This is a genomic window from Paenibacillus sp. FSL H8-0280 (assembly GCF_045040665.1).
Classification (GTDB): Bacteria; Bacillota; Bacilli; order Paenibacillales; family Paenibacillaceae; genus Paenibacillus; species Paenibacillus xylanexedens_A.
On record NZ_CP150296.1, the window covers coordinates 2,216,289 to 2,233,318 of the forward strand.

The following is a 17,030-nucleotide window of genomic DNA, read 5'->3' on the forward strand; positions in this document are numbered from 1 at the left end:
TCAAACCGGCGGGTAATGACTGTAAAAGTAGATCTATATTTTAATTCTCACTTGACAGGTTGGGTTAGTTGGTTATATGATAATCTCAATTATTTTAATATTCATTAAATGAACAGTGAACTAATTTGAACTGAAAACTGCATTGAGCTGATTGGACCACCAAAGGCTCCCGGGACTACTCCTCTAAGGAATGTCCTCGGGGGCCTTTTTTTGTTCGCTATTGAAGCTTCAAAACGATCAAGGAGGTTATGAAATGAGCGATAGAGACTGGGAAGCGTTGGAGCGGACGGATTGGTTATTTCGCAAAATGGTCAGACGATTTGTCAAAGAGCGGGATCGCATCTCTGTAGAGGGAATCAGCCTGCCGGGTATGCTTATCCTGCACAAAATCATTCGTGAGGGAGAACAGCGGCTTGGAGATCTGGCAGAACAATTGGACTTCACATCGGGTGCCATTACAGCTCTGACTGATAAGTTGGAGAAAAAGGGACTCACCATCCGCAGACGAAAGGAAGACGACCGCCGGACGGTTTTACTGGACATCACATCCAGCGGGCGGGAGATGTATGCGAGAAACAGCAACATCGGTGCCCGATGTATCACGCTTCTGTTTGAGGGTTTTACAACGGAGGAGCTGGAGCAGCAAAGTCAATTCTACGAGCGGGTAGTAGCGAATCTGGAGGGATTCTCGGACACGGTGCTGGAATTGGCGGAGAGCAACGGGATACAAGAACATGATCGGTCCTCCGCAAGTGACCTTGAGCAGAAGCAACGGGAAAATACCGGGAAGAGGAACTATCTCAGTTATTGAGGTTGGGTCAAAGTAACGACATTTGATATACCACAAACATTTTAGGGAGAGATGATCAATGGGACACTCAACAATATATCCAACTGGAGCGACGTTATACAATCCGGATAAGGCTTGGGGCGGTTATACCGTCTATCAGGCAGGTGAAGAAGGCGTAGTATTGATCGATATGAATGGCAAGGAGGTTCACCTGTGGAAAGGATTGTTAGGCTTTCCGGCCAAAATATTACCTGGCGGCTACGTGCTGGGCAGCACGGGTCGGAGAGATCCGAAGTTCGGTATTCAGGATAATGTCGATCTGGTTCAAGTGGATTGGGACGGCAACATTGTATGGAAATACAATAGCTACGAACACATCGAAGATCCGGGGTATGAGCCACTATGGTATGCCCGCCAGCATCATGATTATCAGCGTGAGGGGAATCCAGTAGGTTATTATGCACCTGGCCTTGCGCCAAAGACGAAGAGTGGTAAAACACTTATTCTGGCTCACAAAAATGTGAGTAACCCGCAAATTTCAGATAAGCCATTGCTTGATGATGCCATTATCGAAGTGGATTGGGAAGGGAAGGTACTCTGGGAGTGGCTGCCTAACGAACATTTTGAAGAATTAGGTTTTGATGAAGCTGCTCGAAATGTCCTGTTCCGTGATCCAAATACACGTTCTTTCGGTCATTTGGGTGGTGGCGTTGGTGACTGGTTACATATTAATTCTGCTTCTTATGTCGGACCCAACCGCTTCTATGAAGGCGGAGACGAACGGTTCCACCCCGACAATATTATCTGGGATGCCAGAGAGGCCAATATTATTGCCATTACAGACAGACAGAGCGGAAAGATCGTGTGGAGACTAGGACCAGACTATACTTCAACTGAAGCGAAACACATCGGCACAATTATCGGACAGCATCATGCACATATCATTCCCCAAGGTCTACCGGGTGAAGGGAACTTGCTCGTATTCGACAATGGCGGCTGGGCAGGTTACGGCCTTCCAAATCCGGCTTCTCCATTTGGATTGAAACATGCGATTCGGGATCACTCCCGTGTACTGGAGATTAACCCGGTCACCCTGGAGATTGTCTGGCAGTATACCTCGGCAGAAGCAGGTTTCTCGGTTCCGACGGATTCTTATAAATTTTATAGCCCATACATCAGTTCCGCCCAGCGTTTACCTAACGGCAACACCCTGATAACCGAGGGTTCCAATGGCAGATTGTTTGAAGTGACAGTGGAGCATGAGCTGGTCTGGGAGTATGTCTCCCCATACACGGATGGGCGGAATACCAATATGGTCTATCGCTCATATCGAGTTCCTTATCAGTGGGTTCCACAGTTGGAGAAACCGCAGGAAGTTGCCATCGAAGCCATTGATGTCTCCACCTACAGGGTCCCGGGAGCAGCACCCAAAGGTTCTGCATCCATCGTGAGCGTAGAGACAACTCTTCCATTTGTGGAGGGTGCAGCCTGTGTGGCAACGTCGGATGAAGGCAAGTCAGGCGGTTAAGCGTCAAGATTCATGACTAGATCGAATGGGGTGTATATTGTGAGAAAACCATCCATAGTAACCGGCATATTGATATTATTTCTGGCCACGGCACTCATATTATCCGGATGCAGTTCAAACGCAGCAGGATCTGGAGCAAAAGACGCTACCGGCAACAATACCGATAATGTAAAAATTCGAATCGCAGATACAAGTACGAACCCAACGTTCAGGGTAGCCATTGCCAAAGGTTTTTTTGAAAACAGGGGCATTGATGCAGAGAGTATTACGTTTGGCTCACCGGCTGAAGGTGTAAATGCACTATTTATCAAACAGGTTGATATTGCTTACGGTGCGGACTTCCCTGTATTAAATGCGCTGGCTAAAGGGGAATATTCAGTCATCGCTTCTGCAGGCCAGACTACGGATGAAGCGGCAGCCGCCTGGAAGCTGTATGCAAGGGAGGATATTCAGAGTGGAGCGGATTTGAAGGGCAAGAAAGTGAGTTTCATTCGAGGCACATTTATTCCGTATCTATGGGATGAATATTTGAAAGATCAGGGGGTGGCGCTGAGTGATGTGACGCAAATTGGTCAGGGGGCTTTTGATGAAGCCTACATCGCACTGAAACAGGGAGACCTTGATGCCGCTTGGGTTATAGGTTCCGCGTTAACCGATAAATTCGATGCACTCGAAGGAGTACATCAGCTGACGGATATGTCTCAGACCCCTATACGCCTTGGTATGGGACTGGTATCAAGTAATGAATTCATCCAGGCAAACCCTGAAACGGTAAGTGATTTTCTTGCGGCGCTGGATGAAGCATCCACGTATGCCCAAGCGCATCCTGAAGAGGTTGCCGATATGATGTATCAAGAGACCAAACAGCCTAAAGATGCCACGTTGAAAGACCTTCCGATCAATCCATGGGAAGTTGGATTTACGCAGGCTGCTTATGATAGTTTGGCAGGTCAGAAGCAATATATGGTGGACACCGGAATCATCGAACAGGATTTTGATCTCGACACCAAACTCAATCTGACTTCTCTCCAGCAGGCGTTGCCGAAAAAAGTGACATACAGTAAATAATTCTTATTGAAATGGGAGGTGTCCGTTATGTCCTTACCTGCAACTCAGCACACCATTCATATTGAACAGCTTCGGAAAACATATCATGCCCCGACCAATGGGGATGTGCATTATATCATTAAGGATGTCGATCTGGTTATCAAGGGAGGAGAGTTCTTTGTCCTGCTTGGTCCCAGTGGGTGCGGGAAGTCAACGCTGCTGAACATGATCGCGGGGTTTATCTCCAAGTCGGGTGGACAGCTCAAGGTGGATAACAAGGAGATTGACAGACCAGGCAGGGATCGGGCAATGGTATTCCAGCAGGCGGATTCTTCTCTCTTTCCATGGCTAACCGTGAGGGAGAATGTTGAATTCGGACTTCGAATGTCCAAGATGCCTAAGACGCAACGGCGTGAGATCTCCGATCGTTACATCCAGCTTGTGGGACTGAGTGCTCATGAGGGGAAATTTCCAAAAGAACTCTCGGGTGGCATGAAGCAGCGTGTTCAATTGGCCCGGGTACTTGCGAATGACTCGGCGATCTTGCTGATGGATGAGCCATTCGGTGCGCTGGACGCGATGACGAGACGGACCATGCAGAAGGAACTGGTGAATATTTGGAAAGAAACCCATAAAACCGTTATCTTTGTCACACACGATATTCAGGAGGCGTTATTGCTTGGTGAGCGCATAGGCATTATGTCTGTAGGTCCGTCTTCGAATATCACGGATATTTACCACAACACTTTACCTTACCCGAGGAACATCGCCTCGTCTGAGTTCAACACCCTGTATGACCGAATTCAAGGCCACTTTGAAGAATAACTGAGGTGATATACAAGATGAAATGGTTGGAGAAAAAATGGGTGTCTATCCCGCTTCTATGGGTAACGGTCATCTTAATCTGGCAGCTTGGTGCCCTTATCTATGGGCCTGACGTAATCCCTGGTCCGTGGCACACGATCCTGGGAGCACGCGAATTGATTGCTGACGGTACACTGATGGAGTATATCGGAATCAGCTTCACTCGTGTACTGGCGGGCTGGGTACTCGGAAGCATCATTGCTATTCCGGTAGGGCTGATTATTGGCAAAGTTCATCTCATCCGGCTGTTCGCGGAACCGTTCCTTAACTTTATACGTTTTATCCCGCCGATCGCCTTTATTACCTTGTTTCTGGTGTGGTTCGGAATTGGTGAGCAATCCAAGATCGCGCTTATTATGTACGCAACCTTCTTCATTGTTGTATTGAATACACTGACAGGTGTGCTCTCTGTCGAAGAAGATAAAATCCGGTCGGCCCGCAGTATGGGAGCCAATGAACGGCAGATTCTGCTGCATGTGATTGTTCCGGCGACAACCCCGTATATCTTCACGGGTGTGCGACTGGCGATGGGAACCTCGTATATGGCCATAATCGGTGCTGAGATGATTGCTTCGAATGAGGGGGTGGGTTACTTAATCTGGAATTCCAGACTCTTTTTCCGAACAGATTGGATCTTTGTCGGACTGATTTCCCTGGGTTTTATGGGATTCCTGACGGATCGATTGTTCAACTGGTTTGGTCGCAGAGTACTCTACCGATATGGGGTCATTGGAGGAGCGAAGCGGGTCTGAAACAGAACCTGGGAACACCGAATTACAGACGTCACTTGAAAAGGGAAATTATCTTGTTTTAACGTTTGATCCATAACCTGTTTTGGCACTTCTACACGAGGCCAAAACAGGTTTTTTGTGTGCTGGCGTAAGGAGTTTCGGCATTGAGATCAAACCGTGGTATAATTGAATTTCAAAAATACAATTAACGTCATGCGGGCTGTACATATGCTGCATGCAGGAGACATTATGGATTGGATTATTGGCGCCGTATGCGCTTCTATGGTGGCAGGTGCTGCCTATGCGAAAAAGTCGCTAACCCTGTCTGGCTGCCTGGCGGCCATCATGATGGGAACGATATATTACGGAGCGGGTAACCTGTTCTGGTTTGGCACGTTATTGTTGTTTTTCATCACTTCAACGTTGCTCTCCAGGTTTCGTAAAGATCGGAAGCAGGAGCTGGAGAAATCCTATGCCAAGTCAGGAAATCGGGACGCCGGGCAAGTGATGGCTAATGGTGGGATGGGCATGTTCCTGTGTCTGGGATACTGGATATTTCCACATCCGGCATGGGTGTATGCTTTCATTGGTGTAATGGCTACCGTTACATCGGATACATGGGCAACCGAAATTGGGAGTCTCAGTCGCAAGCCGCCGCGCTCTGTTCTCACGTGGAAGGTACTTACTCCTGGTGCTTCAGGAGGTGTCTCACTTCTTGGCACCGTGGCTGCAGCCGTAGGCGGGGCTCTGATTGGCGCGGGAGCATTCTTGTTTTCCTGGATCGCCGGGATAGAAGGGCTTGGTCTGTTTAGTTGGACTTTTGTGGGCCTTGTAGGTGGATTGGCAGGGGCTTTTGCTGATTCTTATCTTGGCGCAACGGTGCAGATGATGTATCGTTGTACCGTGTGTGGCCGTGAAGTTGAGGTACATGAACATTGCGGGCATCCAACGGTTCGGGCTCGTGGCTGGGCATGGATGAGTAACGACCTGGTGAACGTGCTTAGCTCGGTGATCGGTGGATGTGTGGCAATTGGTTTAGGTAACATTTTGGCGTTGTAGGGGGGAGTACATTTGAGTACGGTACAGGGAGACAAATCGGAGGCTATTTTGGATGCGGCCTATGGTATTTTTGGCTCGAAAGGTTTTTATGAGACCAAAATGTCTGATATTGCAGACGAAGCCGGCATCGCAAAAGGCACCATTTATTTATATTTCAAAAGCAAGGAACAATTATTTATCGCAGTATCCAAGCGGGACTGTAACAGCTTTATCAGCCGCCTGGAATATGCTTTGAACTCGCATGAGAACACAGGTGATAAACTTGGAGCAATAGCCAAGACACACCTTACGTATTATTATGAGCGTCGCAATCATACCAAGCTCTTTTTTATGGCACCAAATAATGATCCGGATCTGATGAAATTCATGAAGGCATTCATGAATCAATACATGAGTATGGTATGTGAGGTATTGGAAAGTGCAAGTGTACCTGAGCCTGTATTGCTCGCTGAAGCATATATCGGAATTCTGGATCGGCTGAAGATGGATATCATGTTAAATCCGGAGTTTAATGAGGAACATCTGAACAAACGAATTGCCTTTGCAGCAGCATTGTTTCTGGACGGATGCCGTTCTTTTTTACAAGTTTAAAGTAAGTGCGCGGATGTACGTAATATTGAATTTTAATTTACAGAGAAGTGGGTACGAGCAATGAACATAATGACGGTAGAGCAAATTGCAAAAAGTTATGGCGAAAAAATATTGTTCAAGGATGCTTCATTTGGCATGGCTGATCAGGACAAGATTGGTGTCGTTGGGGTAAATGGAACTGGTAAATCCACGTTTTTGCGTGTGATATCCGGTATGGAACCTGCAGACGCGGGACAGATCTCGATCGGTAATGATGTACGTATTCAGTTCCTGGCACAAAATCCGGACTTCAATCCGGATAATACGGTACTGCAACAAGTATTCGAAGGTGACAGCATGGAAATGAAAACCGTGCGTGAATATACGGAAACGATGGAATTATTGGAACTGAATTCGTCCGATCCAGCGTTGCAAGAGCGGTTATTACGTTTGAATCAGCAAATGGAGCAGCTTCAGCTCTGGCAGATGGAGAGTGAAGCGAAGAGCATTTTGTCCAAACTGGGTATTCGTCAATTCGATGCACTTATGGGCACGTTGTCTGGTGGACAACGCAAAAGGGTAGCACTTGCTGCTGCACTGATTCATCCTTGTGAACTGCTCATTCTGGATGAGCCGACGAACCATATTGATAACGATTCGGTCGTATGGCTCGAGCAGTACTTGCAGAAGCGCCGCGGCGCACTGCTTATGATTACGCATGATCGGTATTTCCTGGATCGTGTGGCGAATGTCATGCTCGAATTGGATCATGGACGTTTGTTCCGATACGAAGCGAACTATACACGTTTCCTGGAACTGAAGGCGGAGCGCGAAGAACGGGAAGCTTCTTCGGAACAGAAGCGTAAGAACTTGCTTCGGACAGAGCTTGCGTGGATTCGTCGCGGTGCCAAGGCACGGACAACGAAACAAAAAGCGAGAATTGATCGCTTCGAACAACTTAAAGATCAACAAGGAATCCAGCGCTCGGGTTCATTGGAAGTATCGGTTGGCTCCACTCGTTTGGGTAAAAAGATTCTGGAGATCGAGCATCTTTCCAAATCCGTCGGTGGCCGCACGCTGATCGAAGATCTGAGTTATATTGCCGTACCTGGAGATCGGGTAGGGATTGTCGGACCGAACGGTAGTGGTAAGTCCACGTTGCTTCAGATGATATCTGGCAAGCTGGAACCCGATGCAGGTGTGGTTGACGTTGGTCCTACGGTCAATCTGGGCTACTTCACACAGGAACATCAGGAGATGGATGAATCACTTCGTGTGATTGAGTACATCAAGGAAGTGGCCGAGAATGTGAAAACAGCCGATGGCTCTCTGATTACAGCATCCCAGATGCTGGAGCGGTTCCTGTTTACCCCGGCATCCCAGTGGACGCCAATCTCGCGTCTGTCTGGTGGAGAGAAGCGTCGCCTGTATCTGCTGCGTGTGCTGATGGCTGCGCCGAATGTATTGCTGCTGGATGAGCCGACGAATGATCTGGACATTAAGACACTCGCTGTACTGGAAGACTACCTGGATGATTTCCCCGGTGTTGTTTTTGTCGTATCCCATGATCGCTATTTCCTTGATCGTACTGTGGATAAAGTGCTGTCTTTTGAGGGCAACGGTGCTGTACGTGTACACGTCGGCGACTACAGTGAATATGCAGAGTGGTTGCTGAAAAATGCGCCTGGAGCTAATCAAGAGAGTGACACAGGAGCGGCGAAGGTGAAGCAGTCATTGGATAAAACGACGTCTGCTGTTTCAGCGGCTAAACCGAAGTTGAAATTCAGCTTCAAGGAGCAACGTGAATACGACCAGATTGATGAAAATATTGAGAAGGCTGAAGCCAATCTTGTCCGGATTAACAAAGAGATGGAAGAGTCATTTAGTGATTCTGCCCGTCTGCAGGAGTTGATGGCGGAGCAGGTTGAGGCTGAACGTCATCTGGATGAATTGATGGAACGCTGGACCGTTCTGAATGAACTTGCAGAGCAGATTGAACAGAGCAAGTCTTGATTTATAACTAAACATCGCCCTTTTTTCCATAGTGACTTTATGTCGCATTGGAGGAAAGGGCGATTTTTTGTCTGCGAATTTGCGATTTTATGTGAAACGTTCTGTATGTTCATTACGTTGTATAAGTAAAGAATTCCATAGAAGGGAGAGAACACCACACTTATGTATAAGGAAATTAATCAACAGTTGGCAGCGCTCAAGGAAAAGGGGAGAATTTACGAGAAATGGACCAAACGTCTGGAGAAGCTTCAAACGGAGGAAAGCGAATGGGAAGCAAAGGTAAAACGTCGTCTGGAGCATCTCCAGAAGGAGCAGAAGGATGTCGATCGACTGAACAGTATGACATTGTCGGCATTTTTCTATCAACTGATTGGCAAGAAGACAGAACGGCTGGAGAAGGAAGAGCTGGAACTGATGGAGAGCAAGGCTGCATATGACACCGCTTGTCGCATGTTACAAGACGTACAGGAGCAACGAATTCATGTGGAGCAGGAGTTGGAGGGCGGCAGTATCAGTACTGGCAGAGCGATTACAACGCGCTGTGGGGGAAGAAGGAAGGTCGTCTGCTGGACCAGGATGCGGAATTGCAACAGATGGCTGAGAATCGGGAACATCTTGCGAGCGAGCTACAGGAACTGGATGAAGCTTTCCGGGAGGGAGAATATCTGCTCTATGCTCTTGAACGTGCCGAGAAGGCTTTGTCTTCGGCAGGTAATTGGGGTATATATGACATGATGGGTGGTGGAGTCATCTCCACGCATATCAAGCGAGGAAGAATGGATGACGCTCAGGTTGCCATCATGGATGCAGGTAAGCGTCTACGACGTTTTCAGAAGGAATTGGAGGACGTAGAAATGGCAGTACATGCGGATCTGCATCTGGGAGGTCTGCTTTCATTCGCAGACTATTTCTTCGATAACCTCTTCGTAGATTGGATGGTTCAGGACAAAATTCGCAAAGCCGAACGTCAGGTGAAGGATGGACTGAGTGCGGTTCGGAAAACCATGCATGTGTTAAGAAATGAAATGCGTGACCATAAGGCAGAGTTAGAGATATTGGATCGTAAGTATCATGCATATGTCGAACAGGCAGATTAAAAGATATGACAACAAAGGCCCCTTCCAAGCACATCGAATTGTGTGCTTGGAAGGGGCCTTCTGCTTAGACGAACATGTGGATGTTATCCATGATAATTTCGTCGATCAATGATTCTGTTTTACTTGGTTGTAATGTAGGCTGCGAGCAATCGTGCCGTATTCAGGACAGCATCCTTATGTGTACGCTCCATGGAATGAGATGCGTGAACCCCCGGACCAATCAGTGCTGCTCGGATATTGTTTCCTCCGCGTAATGCTGCACTGCCATCTGAGCCATAGTGGGGATAAATGTCGACGACGTAATCCATTCCATCTTGTTTGGCCAGTTCAATGAGACGGCTGGTCATATCGTAATCATACGGGCCAGAAGAATCTTTGGCACATATGGAAACGTCGGTTTCTTTACAGCTCAGGTCATCACCCATAGCTCCCATGTCTACAGCGATCATTTCACTGATTTCCGCAGGGATATATGATGCGCCATGTCCAACTTCTTCATAGTTCGAGATAAGCAGTGAAACGTTATGTAATGGTTTCCAGCCTTCACGATGTGCAGACTCAAGGATGCCAAAGAGGGCAGCCACGCTGGCTTTGTCGTCCAGATGACGTGATTTGATATAACCACTCGGCGTGATGACTGCGCGAGCATCGAAGGAGATAAAGTCGCCGACAGAGATCCCGAGTTTCAACACATCTTCCTTGGAGGAGACGACCTCATCGATTCGAACTTCCATATGGCTCTCGGACCGTTCAAAGGTACGTGCATCCGGATAGACGTGGACAGACGGATGAAGGGAGAGAATGGTGCCTGTGTATGTTTTTCCATCCCGAGTATGGATGCTGCAATATTCGTTTTCGATACTTTGCATCGAAAATCCACCGACAGAGGTAAGTTTCAATGTGCCGTAGGATGTAATTGAGCGTACCATGGCCCCTAGCGTATCCACGTGGGCGCTTAAAGCGATTGTCTTGGAAGAGTCCTGTCCAGGCAATGTGAGCACCGCACCGCCCTTGTTATTCAGCTCACAGGCGATGCCCAGTGCTGCTGCTTCCTTTCGGATCATCTCGATAATATGATGTGTGTAACCACTTGGGCTTGGTGTATCCAGCAATTTTTTCAGAAAAGACAGAACGTAAGATTCATCAATTGTAAAACTCATTGTGTAATTTCCTCCTCGGATCATGGGTATGGTGTGAAACAAAATACAGCCTGTCTGGGGGAGAGGATGTGATACTACCATTCCTGACTCGCCAGCAGGCTGTCTCTGATTGGTTACAGTGTTCCCGTAGGGTTTCCTTTGCGCTGACTCTGGATCGAATCATTCTCCAATAGGCTGTCGGATTCATTGGAGTCAAGCGAATCCATCGATTTAAAAGAATCCAACGTAGATTTGCTTGTCGCGGAACTTTCCAGTTCAGATACACGCAATTTCAATTGTTTGTTCTCGCGTTGCAGTCTGTATTGGCGATAGATGCCATATGACCCTACAATAATTCCACCGATCAGGGTACAGCCGAGAATCAGCAAGATCAGCGGGATTTGTACCGTGTTAAATAACAGGTTGACTTGTACGGAATCCACATTAATGACCGCAAAGATTCCCGTAAGCAGTGCAAAAACAAGACCTGCTATGAGTGCCCATTGCATTTTCATGGTGTTGCCTCCTTGTTGAACAATTGAGAACTAGATATGCATTACCCATATTCGGGTATGTTGCATCTTGCAATGATGATAAAATCCCCTGCCCAAACGGGCAAGGGATGCAGGTCACATGAAAAGACAACCTTATTTGGTTAGCTGCTCCATCTGTTCAATCAGTTCCTTGAAGACACTCATAGCTTCACGAATTGGCTGTGGTGTAGACATATCCACACCTGCTTTTTTCAGAATGTTGATGGAGTAATCACTGCCACCACTCTTCAGGAAGCCAAGATAACGGTCAACAGCCGGTTGGCCTTCTTCCAGGATTTGCTTGGAAAAGCTTGTCGCTGCGGAGAAGCCTGTAGCATATTTGTAAACGTAGAAGCTGTTATAGAAGTGGGGAATACGAGCCCATTCCATTTCAATTTCTTTGTCAACAGCCATGCCTTCTCCGTGATATTTAACGTTCAGATCATAATAGATCTCGGATAACAATTGTGGTGTTAATGCGTCACCTTGTTCCGCACGTTCATGAATGATTTTCTCGAATTCAGCAAACATGGTCTGACGGAATACCGTTGTACGGAATTGGTCGGCATAATAGGTTAACAGATACAATTTTTCCTTTGGATCTGTTGATTTGTTAAGCAGATAATCCATGAGCAACGCTTCGTTGGTTGTAGATGCAACCTCTGCCAGGAAGATGGTGTACTGTGCATCACGATACGGAAGTGTTGTATCCGAGTAATGTGAATGCAGAGCGTGACCCATTTCATGTGCAAGTGTGAACATGCTGTTCAGGTTATCTTTGTGATTTAACAAGACATACGGGTGAGTGCCGTAAGCGCCCCAGGCATATGCGCCTGAACGTTTATTTTCATTCTCATATATATCGATCCAGCGGTTATCATATCCAGTCTGCAATGCGTCAGCATAGTCCTTGCCGAGTGGTTTCAGACCGTCTTTAACCGTTTGTTTCGCTTCCTCATAGGTAATATCCATTTTGTATTCGTCTACGAGTGGAGCGAACAGATCGTACATGTGCAATTGATCCACACCCAGCAACTTTTTGCGCAGGTCCATATAACGATGCAATAACGGAAGGCTCTCATGAATGGTGTCTACCAGATTGGTATACACATCCGTTGGGATGTTATCTCCATATAGGGACATTTCCATCACGGAAGGGTACTTCCGAACATTAGCATAGAACATATTTTTGGTTACATTTGCATTCAGGGCAGCCGCAATTGTGTTCTTCTGTTTGGCATAGGTTTCGTATACCGCTTTGAAGGCACGTTCGCGAACTTCACGGTTTGGGTTCTCTAGGAACTGAATGTAGCTGCCGTGTGTCAGTTCAACTTCGTTATCATGTTCATCCTTGATTCTTGGAAACTTGAGATCGGCGTTATTCAGCATGCTGAAGATTGTCTGTGGTGCTTGTGAAAGGTTGCCTACCTGTGCAAGCAAAGCCTCTTCTGCTTGGCTAAGAACGTGGGCTTTTTCGCGTTTCATCTCTTCCAGCGTAAATGTATAAGCAGAAAGTTTTTCGTTCGCAATAAATGCGTCCAACTGATCATCCGGCAGGGAAAGAATCTCCGGTGTGACAAAAGAAAGTGCTTCACCAACCCGTACGCCTAATTTCTGGGCTTTTTGGGACAGGTTTTGATATGTAGGATTCGCTGTGTCTTCATCTTGATGCATACGTGCGTACACAAAGAGGCGTTCTATTTTGAGGCTGATCTCATCTTCGAATTCGAAGCAAGATTTGAGTACATCAGGTTGATTTAATTTGCCTTGGAATTCGGAGGCCTTCTTGGTCAAAGACGATACTTCTTCATATTCCTGATCCCAGGCTTTCTGATCGGCAAATAAATCTTCCAGTTTCCAGCTATGTTCAGCCGGCACCTCGGAACGTTTCAATAATTGACTCATGGAAATCCTCCTTTGATGATCTGATGAATGTATGGACGAAGCTGCCTTCGTCTCGCTTGCCTGTGCGGAGAGAGACGAAGGAATCAGACTAAGTACCAGGATAACAGATAGCGATTTCTGGTATTTCAACGGCCTTCCTCCTTACGATACGAATAATCTCGTATAGTATGACCTTAGGCACGTTGAAATATTTGAATATCTGGGTCCCCGTGATTAGGTTCCCATGTTATACAGAAAATAAACGATCAGGAAAAAGGCGAAACAAATGAGCAGGGTAGCAATAAGCGCCATTCCCCGTCTTAATCGATCCGGGATGGAATTGCGTCCCAGAATAAGCACAATACCAAGGGAGAAGGCAAGGATAATAAAGATGACGACATTGCTTGAGTCAAGCTGCATGGGTTAGACCCCTTTGAAGGCAGCCATCAATTGACGCCATTCATCCTCACGGTTCTCAAAATCTGCTTTTGGAAAACGGCGTTCAGCCCAGTGCATTAATGCAGGACGGCTAAGGAATGTATGGCATTCTTCGCCCCATTCTTCCGAAATTTCTCGCAGTACGAGATATTTGCCTTGAACTTCTACGGTCATCATATTCCACTTGTCTGTTTTGTATATTTCATGTTTTTTTATCATAGGTAGTCTCCAAACTAACGGTTTTGGTAAAATGATACCGTACCCTACGATTCAAAGCAAATTTTTTCGACATTTATGGAAAGATAAATTGCAAAATGGAAGCCCATACAGTATAATAAGGATATTCGCCATAGATGGCGATATTTTTAGGAGGTTTTTCATTTGAAAGGTACAGTTAAATGGTTTAACGCAGAAAAAGGCTATGGCTTTATTTCAGTTGAAGGCGGCGAGGACGTATTCGTACATTTCTCCGCAATCCAAGGAGATGGCTTCAAAACATTGGAAGAAGGTCAAGCGGTAGAATTCGAAATCACTGATGGAAACCGTGGTCCTCAAGCAGCTAACGTAAACAAACTGTAAGAATTTATCCGGCTAACGGACTTCTTATATATTATAAATTTATAGCTGAATATTAAGAACCTAAGCACAGTCCCCCATGGGAGGCTGTGCTTTTTTTGATTCTAAAATTTTCAGTGTAAATAACGGTTGAATACGGTGTAAGTAACCCTGTGTGTTCAGGAGACACGATTGGTCATGCTGGACCATAACTTTAATCCGAAACCGATCAGTGCAGCCAGGGAGAAAGCCATAGCGGTGAGATAGAAGGTTTGTCTGCCTGCATGTTCCAGCAGCAGTCCGCCCAACGTTCCACTAAGAAGTCCCGAAGCACTGGACCAGACAATGGTGAACAAAGCCATACCTGTAGCTCTGTAACCGTCCGGAACTAGGCGAATGATGTAGCGGACCGCCGTAACGTAGAAAATACCAAAGGTTACACTGTGCATCGTCTGAATTGCAACGACGGCTGCAGGTGTATCGGATATGGACATGAGAAGCAAACGAACCGTATACATCAGTGCAGCAAAAGCAATTAGCGGCAGTTCTTTATAACGGTTTCCATACTTGCTGAGCAGTAGAAATATGGGGATTTCACTTACGGAAGAGATCAGCAAAGACCAGCCGATCAGCCCCTCGCTGGCACCCAGATCTTTTAGCGTGATGGTAAGGAATGCTTCGTTCATGCGATGTCCCATGGCAAGCAAAAACACACAGCCAAAAAAGGTGAGCACATCTCTGCGTTTCAAAATAGCCCATAACCCCGATAGATCCATTTTGCTACTGCTCCCCGAAGGTTGATCCTTCAATTGAAAACTGATCAATAGTGTAGTGGCAGCAAGACCAACGCAAACCCAGATCGTCCATGCTGGACCAAAAGATCCAAGGAAATACCCGATACTTAATGCAAAGAAGGCATAACCGATCGATCCGAAGACTCGAATGGAAGTGAAATTTCGGCCGTACTTGCTGGCCGTTGTAATAGCCATCGTATCGGAGAGTGGATAGACCGGATAATAGAAAAAGTAAAACAGGGTCACGAGTACAAATACCTGACCAAAAGTTGTCGCATTGGCGAGCATGATTCCTGTGATCAATTGACCACCAAGCAGAATGATCATCACTTTGCGTACCGTTTGGTAGCGGTCGCTGGCCATGCTCCAGAACATATTGGAGAACACAGAAATGAGGGGGCCAATTCCGTAGAGATATCCAATCTCAGCCCGACTGAAGCCCAGATGACTGAAGTAAAGCTGGAAGTAGGATACCACCAGGACGGTGGAACCAAAGATGGTGAACATGAGAGCCCGCAGCCAGTTCTGGTCCGGGCGGGCGTTGTGACTTAATTTCATGATGAGAGACTCCAATCCTGATAACAATTCAATGATTTTATTACCCTTTCAGGGATGTTGATTTATGGGCTCTAGGCACGGACATCGTAGGTTCTTGCTTCGTGCGCCGGATGACAAGCCAGACAATGATAAGTTCGGCGAGCAGGCCAAGGGATTGGGCTACAGCGCCAATCATACCGTTCCACGCAGGAAAAATACTAACCAGTATAAGCAGCACAATCACCGTGCAGATTGCATTCGCCGTTTGCGAACGAAACATCGTTTTTGTCTGACCGCGAAGCAGAATGAGGCCATTGCTGAAATCCAGAAAAGGGAAGATCAGCGGAAATAAGACAAACGCACGCAGAGTCCACAGACTTTGTTGCAAAAGTTCGCCCTGAACGCTCATGACATTTTCGAGTACCCAAGGTCCCAAGGGGGTATAGGCAATCGACACCATCATCGCAAACGGAATAAATCCGGTCACAAGTGCGAATTTTCGTACCAGTTTGGCGTCCACAAGGTAGAAATTCAGCACGATCTGATGGATGTATGTAAAGAAGCTTAGCATCAACTGCATCAGACTGCTTGCTATGGCAAAGGACGAAATGGCTAGTGCAATCCCGGTCGTTTTGCCCAGTACGATGTTAATAACCGGTCCTATGAACAGCGCTACAAAGCTGGATAACAGCAGCGGCTTATAAAAGCGAAATACGTCTCCCTTGCTCTCGACGGGATGATCCTCAAGCTTGGCTGGCATCTTGCGCTTGATGCTGTTACCCTCCAGAAAGCTGACGAGCGCTTCAATCATCATGCCAGCAGCAAAAATGATAGCGCCTACACGTCCACTGTCAATGCTGTCTGTGTATATGAAATAGAGGGATAGGCCGTACATACCGGCTAAACGGAATACCATCCCGATGGTTAACCACTTGGTGCGGTTATTCGTAATGATGATCCCCTGATAGATGTTGCGGATCACTGAAAAGATACTCACATACATGAGAATTTCATATACGTCTATGACTTTGTTAAGCAGATCCGGACTTACACCAAACAAGTATTTGAACACCCCGGTACCAACGGGAGAGTATACGATGAGAAACCCAATGAGAAGCACACAGGCAAGAAATATTTTGGTCACAAACGTGAGGGCCTGAAAGGAAAGGCGATCGCGAACCAGTGCGGAACAGGTTTGCCGCAGCAGGGTGGAGGGGCGTTCCGTGAGGGTTAACAAGCTACCGGCGATGGCATAGCTGGCAATAACCGTCTCGGGATGAGCGGAACGTGCTAATGTGCTGTTTATAATGACGTGAGAAATGGTGACGAGAGAGGCGGAAATGCCAAGTGGCACAAAAAAAGAAAATAACCGTCTCCACGAAAGTGATTCACTTGACGACATGTCAACGACTCCTTTGATGGATGAAATATGGATAGTATATCACAAAGCT

At 46.8% G+C, this 17,030-nt stretch carries 18 protein-coding genes; 11 read left to right on the forward strand and 7 right to left on the reverse strand.

What is annotated here, in order from left to right; all coding sequences use genetic code 11:
* Positions 1 to 253 precede the first annotated feature (253 nt).
* From MHI12_RS10005 to MHI12_RS10050, 10 genes are all read left to right on the forward strand, one after another.
* Positions 254 to 811 (forward strand): MarR family winged helix-turn-helix transcriptional regulator, encoded by a 558-nt coding sequence (locus tag MHI12_RS10005; RefSeq protein WP_405172287.1) that lies wholly within the window; start codon positions 254 to 256, stop codon positions 809 to 811.
* Between the two features lie 58 nt (positions 812 to 869).
* Positions 870 to 2,318, forward strand: coding sequence for an aryl-sulfate sulfotransferase (locus MHI12_RS10010; RefSeq protein WP_405172288.1), 1,449 nt, complete (start codon positions 870 to 872; stop codon positions 2,316 to 2,318).
* 39 nt (positions 2,319 to 2,357) lie between these two features.
* The gene (locus MHI12_RS10015; RefSeq protein ID WP_405172289.1) at positions 2,358 to 3,386 is read left to right on the forward strand and encodes an ABC transporter substrate-binding protein; all 1,029 of its coding nucleotides are present in this window, start codon (positions 2,358 to 2,360) and stop codon (positions 3,384 to 3,386) included.
* Positions 3,387 to 3,413: 27 nt separating this feature from the next.
* A complete protein-coding gene (locus tag MHI12_RS10020; protein ID WP_405172290.1) occupies positions 3,414 to 4,190 on the forward strand; it encodes an ABC transporter ATP-binding protein in 777 nt (258 codons plus the stop codon).
* Between the two features lie 17 nt (positions 4,191 to 4,207).
* Positions 4,208 to 4,981, forward strand: coding sequence for an ABC transporter permease (locus MHI12_RS10025; protein ID WP_074094444.1), 774 nt, complete (start codon positions 4,208 to 4,210; stop codon positions 4,979 to 4,981).
* 228 nt (positions 4,982 to 5,209) lie between these two features.
* The gene (locus tag MHI12_RS10030) at positions 5,210 to 6,019 is read left to right on the forward strand and encodes a DUF92 domain-containing protein (protein ID WP_150364367.1); all 810 of its coding nucleotides are present in this window, start codon (positions 5,210 to 5,212) and stop codon (positions 6,017 to 6,019) included.
* Positions 6,020 to 6,031: 12 nt separating this feature from the next.
* Positions 6,032 to 6,610: a TetR/AcrR family transcriptional regulator gene (locus tag MHI12_RS10035; RefSeq protein ID WP_017689402.1), complete on the forward strand. Its 579-nt coding sequence runs from the start codon at positions 6,032 to 6,034 to the stop codon at positions 6,608 to 6,610.
* Between the two features lie 60 nt (positions 6,611 to 6,670).
* Entirely contained in the window at positions 6,671 to 8,602 is a 1,932-nt protein-coding gene (locus MHI12_RS10040; RefSeq protein ID WP_405172291.1) for an ABC-F family ATP-binding cassette domain-containing protein, read from the forward strand.
* A 224-nt stretch (positions 8,603 to 8,826) separates the two neighbouring features.
* Positions 8,827 to 9,039: a hypothetical protein gene (locus MHI12_RS10045; protein ID WP_405172292.1), complete on the forward strand. Its 213-nt coding sequence runs from the start codon at positions 8,827 to 8,829 to the stop codon at positions 9,037 to 9,039.
* A gap of 6 nt (positions 9,040 to 9,045) precedes the next feature.
* Entirely contained in the window at positions 9,046 to 9,699 is a 654-nt protein-coding gene (locus MHI12_RS10050) for a hypothetical protein (RefSeq protein WP_405172293.1), read from the forward strand.
* A 119-nt stretch (positions 9,700 to 9,818) separates the two neighbouring features.
* On the opposite strand, the gene MHI12_RS10055 is transcribed toward MHI12_RS10050, so the two are convergent.
* From MHI12_RS10055 to MHI12_RS10075, 5 genes are all read right to left on the reverse strand, one after another.
* Positions 9,819 to 10,859, reverse strand: a complete 1,041-nt coding sequence (locus tag MHI12_RS10055; protein ID WP_076318418.1) for a M42 family metallopeptidase — start codon at positions 10,857 to 10,859, stop codon at positions 9,819 to 9,821.
* Positions 10,860 to 10,972: 113 nt separating this feature from the next.
* Positions 10,973 to 11,353, reverse strand: a complete 381-nt coding sequence (locus MHI12_RS10060) for a lipopolysaccharide assembly LapA domain-containing protein (RefSeq protein ID WP_047842377.1) — start codon at positions 11,351 to 11,353, stop codon at positions 10,973 to 10,975.
* Positions 11,354 to 11,485: 132 nt separating this feature from the next.
* Positions 11,486 to 13,276: an oligoendopeptidase F gene (gene pepF, locus MHI12_RS10065; RefSeq protein ID WP_405172294.1), complete on the reverse strand. Its 1,791-nt coding sequence runs from the start codon at positions 13,274 to 13,276 to the stop codon at positions 11,486 to 11,488.
* 213 nt (positions 13,277 to 13,489) lie between these two features.
* Positions 13,490 to 13,675, reverse strand: a complete 186-nt coding sequence (locus MHI12_RS10070; RefSeq protein ID WP_047842378.1) for a hypothetical protein — start codon at positions 13,673 to 13,675, stop codon at positions 13,490 to 13,492.
* Positions 13,676 to 13,678: 3 nt separating this feature from the next.
* Entirely contained in the window at positions 13,679 to 13,912 is a 234-nt protein-coding gene (locus MHI12_RS10075) for a hypothetical protein (RefSeq protein ID WP_017689395.1), read from the reverse strand.
* 162 nt (positions 13,913 to 14,074) lie between these two features.
* On the opposite strand from MHI12_RS10075, the gene MHI12_RS10080 reads away from it, so the two are divergent.
* Positions 14,075 to 14,272, forward strand: a complete 198-nt coding sequence (locus MHI12_RS10080; RefSeq protein WP_017689394.1) for a cold shock domain-containing protein — start codon at positions 14,075 to 14,077, stop codon at positions 14,270 to 14,272.
* A gap of 155 nt (positions 14,273 to 14,427) precedes the next feature.
* Here the strand turns inward: MHI12_RS10080 and MHI12_RS10085 are convergent, their stop codons facing one another.
* Together MHI12_RS10085 and MHI12_RS10090 are read right to left on the reverse strand one after the other, a co-directional pair.
* Positions 14,428 to 15,600, reverse strand: a complete 1,173-nt coding sequence (locus tag MHI12_RS10085) for an MFS transporter (RefSeq protein WP_074094449.1) — start codon at positions 15,598 to 15,600, stop codon at positions 14,428 to 14,430.
* Positions 15,601 to 15,640: 40 nt separating this feature from the next.
* On the reverse strand, positions 15,641 to 16,981 hold the full coding sequence (locus MHI12_RS10090; protein WP_405172295.1) for a multi antimicrobial extrusion protein MatE: 1,341 nt from the start codon (positions 16,979 to 16,981) through the stop codon (positions 15,641 to 15,643).
* Positions 16,982 to 17,030 lie beyond the last annotated feature (49 nt).

Excerpts from the sequence above, each read along its gene's own strand:
- MHI12_RS10005 (WP_405172287.1), top strand. The coding sequence starts at position 254 with ATGAGCGATAGAGACTGGGAAGCGTTGGAGCGGACGGATTGGTTATTT.
- MHI12_RS10010 (WP_405172288.1), top strand. The coding sequence starts at position 870 with ATGGGACACTCAACAATATATCCAACTGGAGCGACGTTATACAATCCG.
- MHI12_RS10020 (WP_405172290.1), top strand. The coding sequence starts at position 3,414 with ATGTCCTTACCTGCAACTCAGCACACCATTCATATTGAACAGCTTCGG.
- MHI12_RS10025 (WP_074094444.1), top strand. The coding sequence starts at position 4,208 with ATGAAATGGTTGGAGAAAAAATGGGTGTCTATCCCGCTTCTATGGGTA.
- MHI12_RS10030 (WP_150364367.1), top strand. The coding sequence starts at position 5,210 with ATGGATTGGATTATTGGCGCCGTATGCGCTTCTATGGTGGCAGGTGCT.
- MHI12_RS10040 (WP_405172291.1), top strand. The coding sequence starts at position 6,671 with ATGAACATAATGACGGTAGAGCAAATTGCAAAAAGTTATGGCGAAAAA.
- MHI12_RS10045 (WP_405172292.1), top strand. The coding sequence starts at position 8,827 with ATGGACCAAACGTCTGGAGAAGCTTCAAACGGAGGAAAGCGAATGGGA.
- MHI12_RS10055 (WP_076318418.1), bottom strand. The coding sequence starts at position 10,859 with ATGAGTTTTACAATTGATGAATCTTACGTTCTGTCTTTTCTGAAAAAA.
- MHI12_RS10060 (WP_047842377.1), bottom strand. The coding sequence starts at position 11,353 with ATGAAAATGCAATGGGCACTCATAGCAGGTCTTGTTTTTGCACTGCTT.
- pepF (WP_405172294.1), bottom strand. The coding sequence starts at position 13,276 with ATGAGTCAATTATTGAAACGTTCCGAGGTGCCGGCTGAACATAGCTGG.
- MHI12_RS10070 (WP_047842378.1), bottom strand. The coding sequence starts at position 13,675 with ATGCAGCTTGACTCAAGCAATGTCGTCATCTTTATTATCCTTGCCTTC.
- MHI12_RS10075 (WP_017689395.1), bottom strand. The coding sequence starts at position 13,912 with ATGATAAAAAAACATGAAATATACAAAACAGACAAGTGGAATATGATG.
- MHI12_RS10085 (WP_074094449.1), bottom strand. The coding sequence starts at position 15,600 with ATGAAATTAAGTCACAACGCCCGCCCGGACCAGAACTGGCTGCGGGCT.
- MHI12_RS10090 (WP_405172295.1), bottom strand. The coding sequence starts at position 16,981 with ATGTCGTCAAGTGAATCACTTTCGTGGAGACGGTTATTTTCTTTTTTT.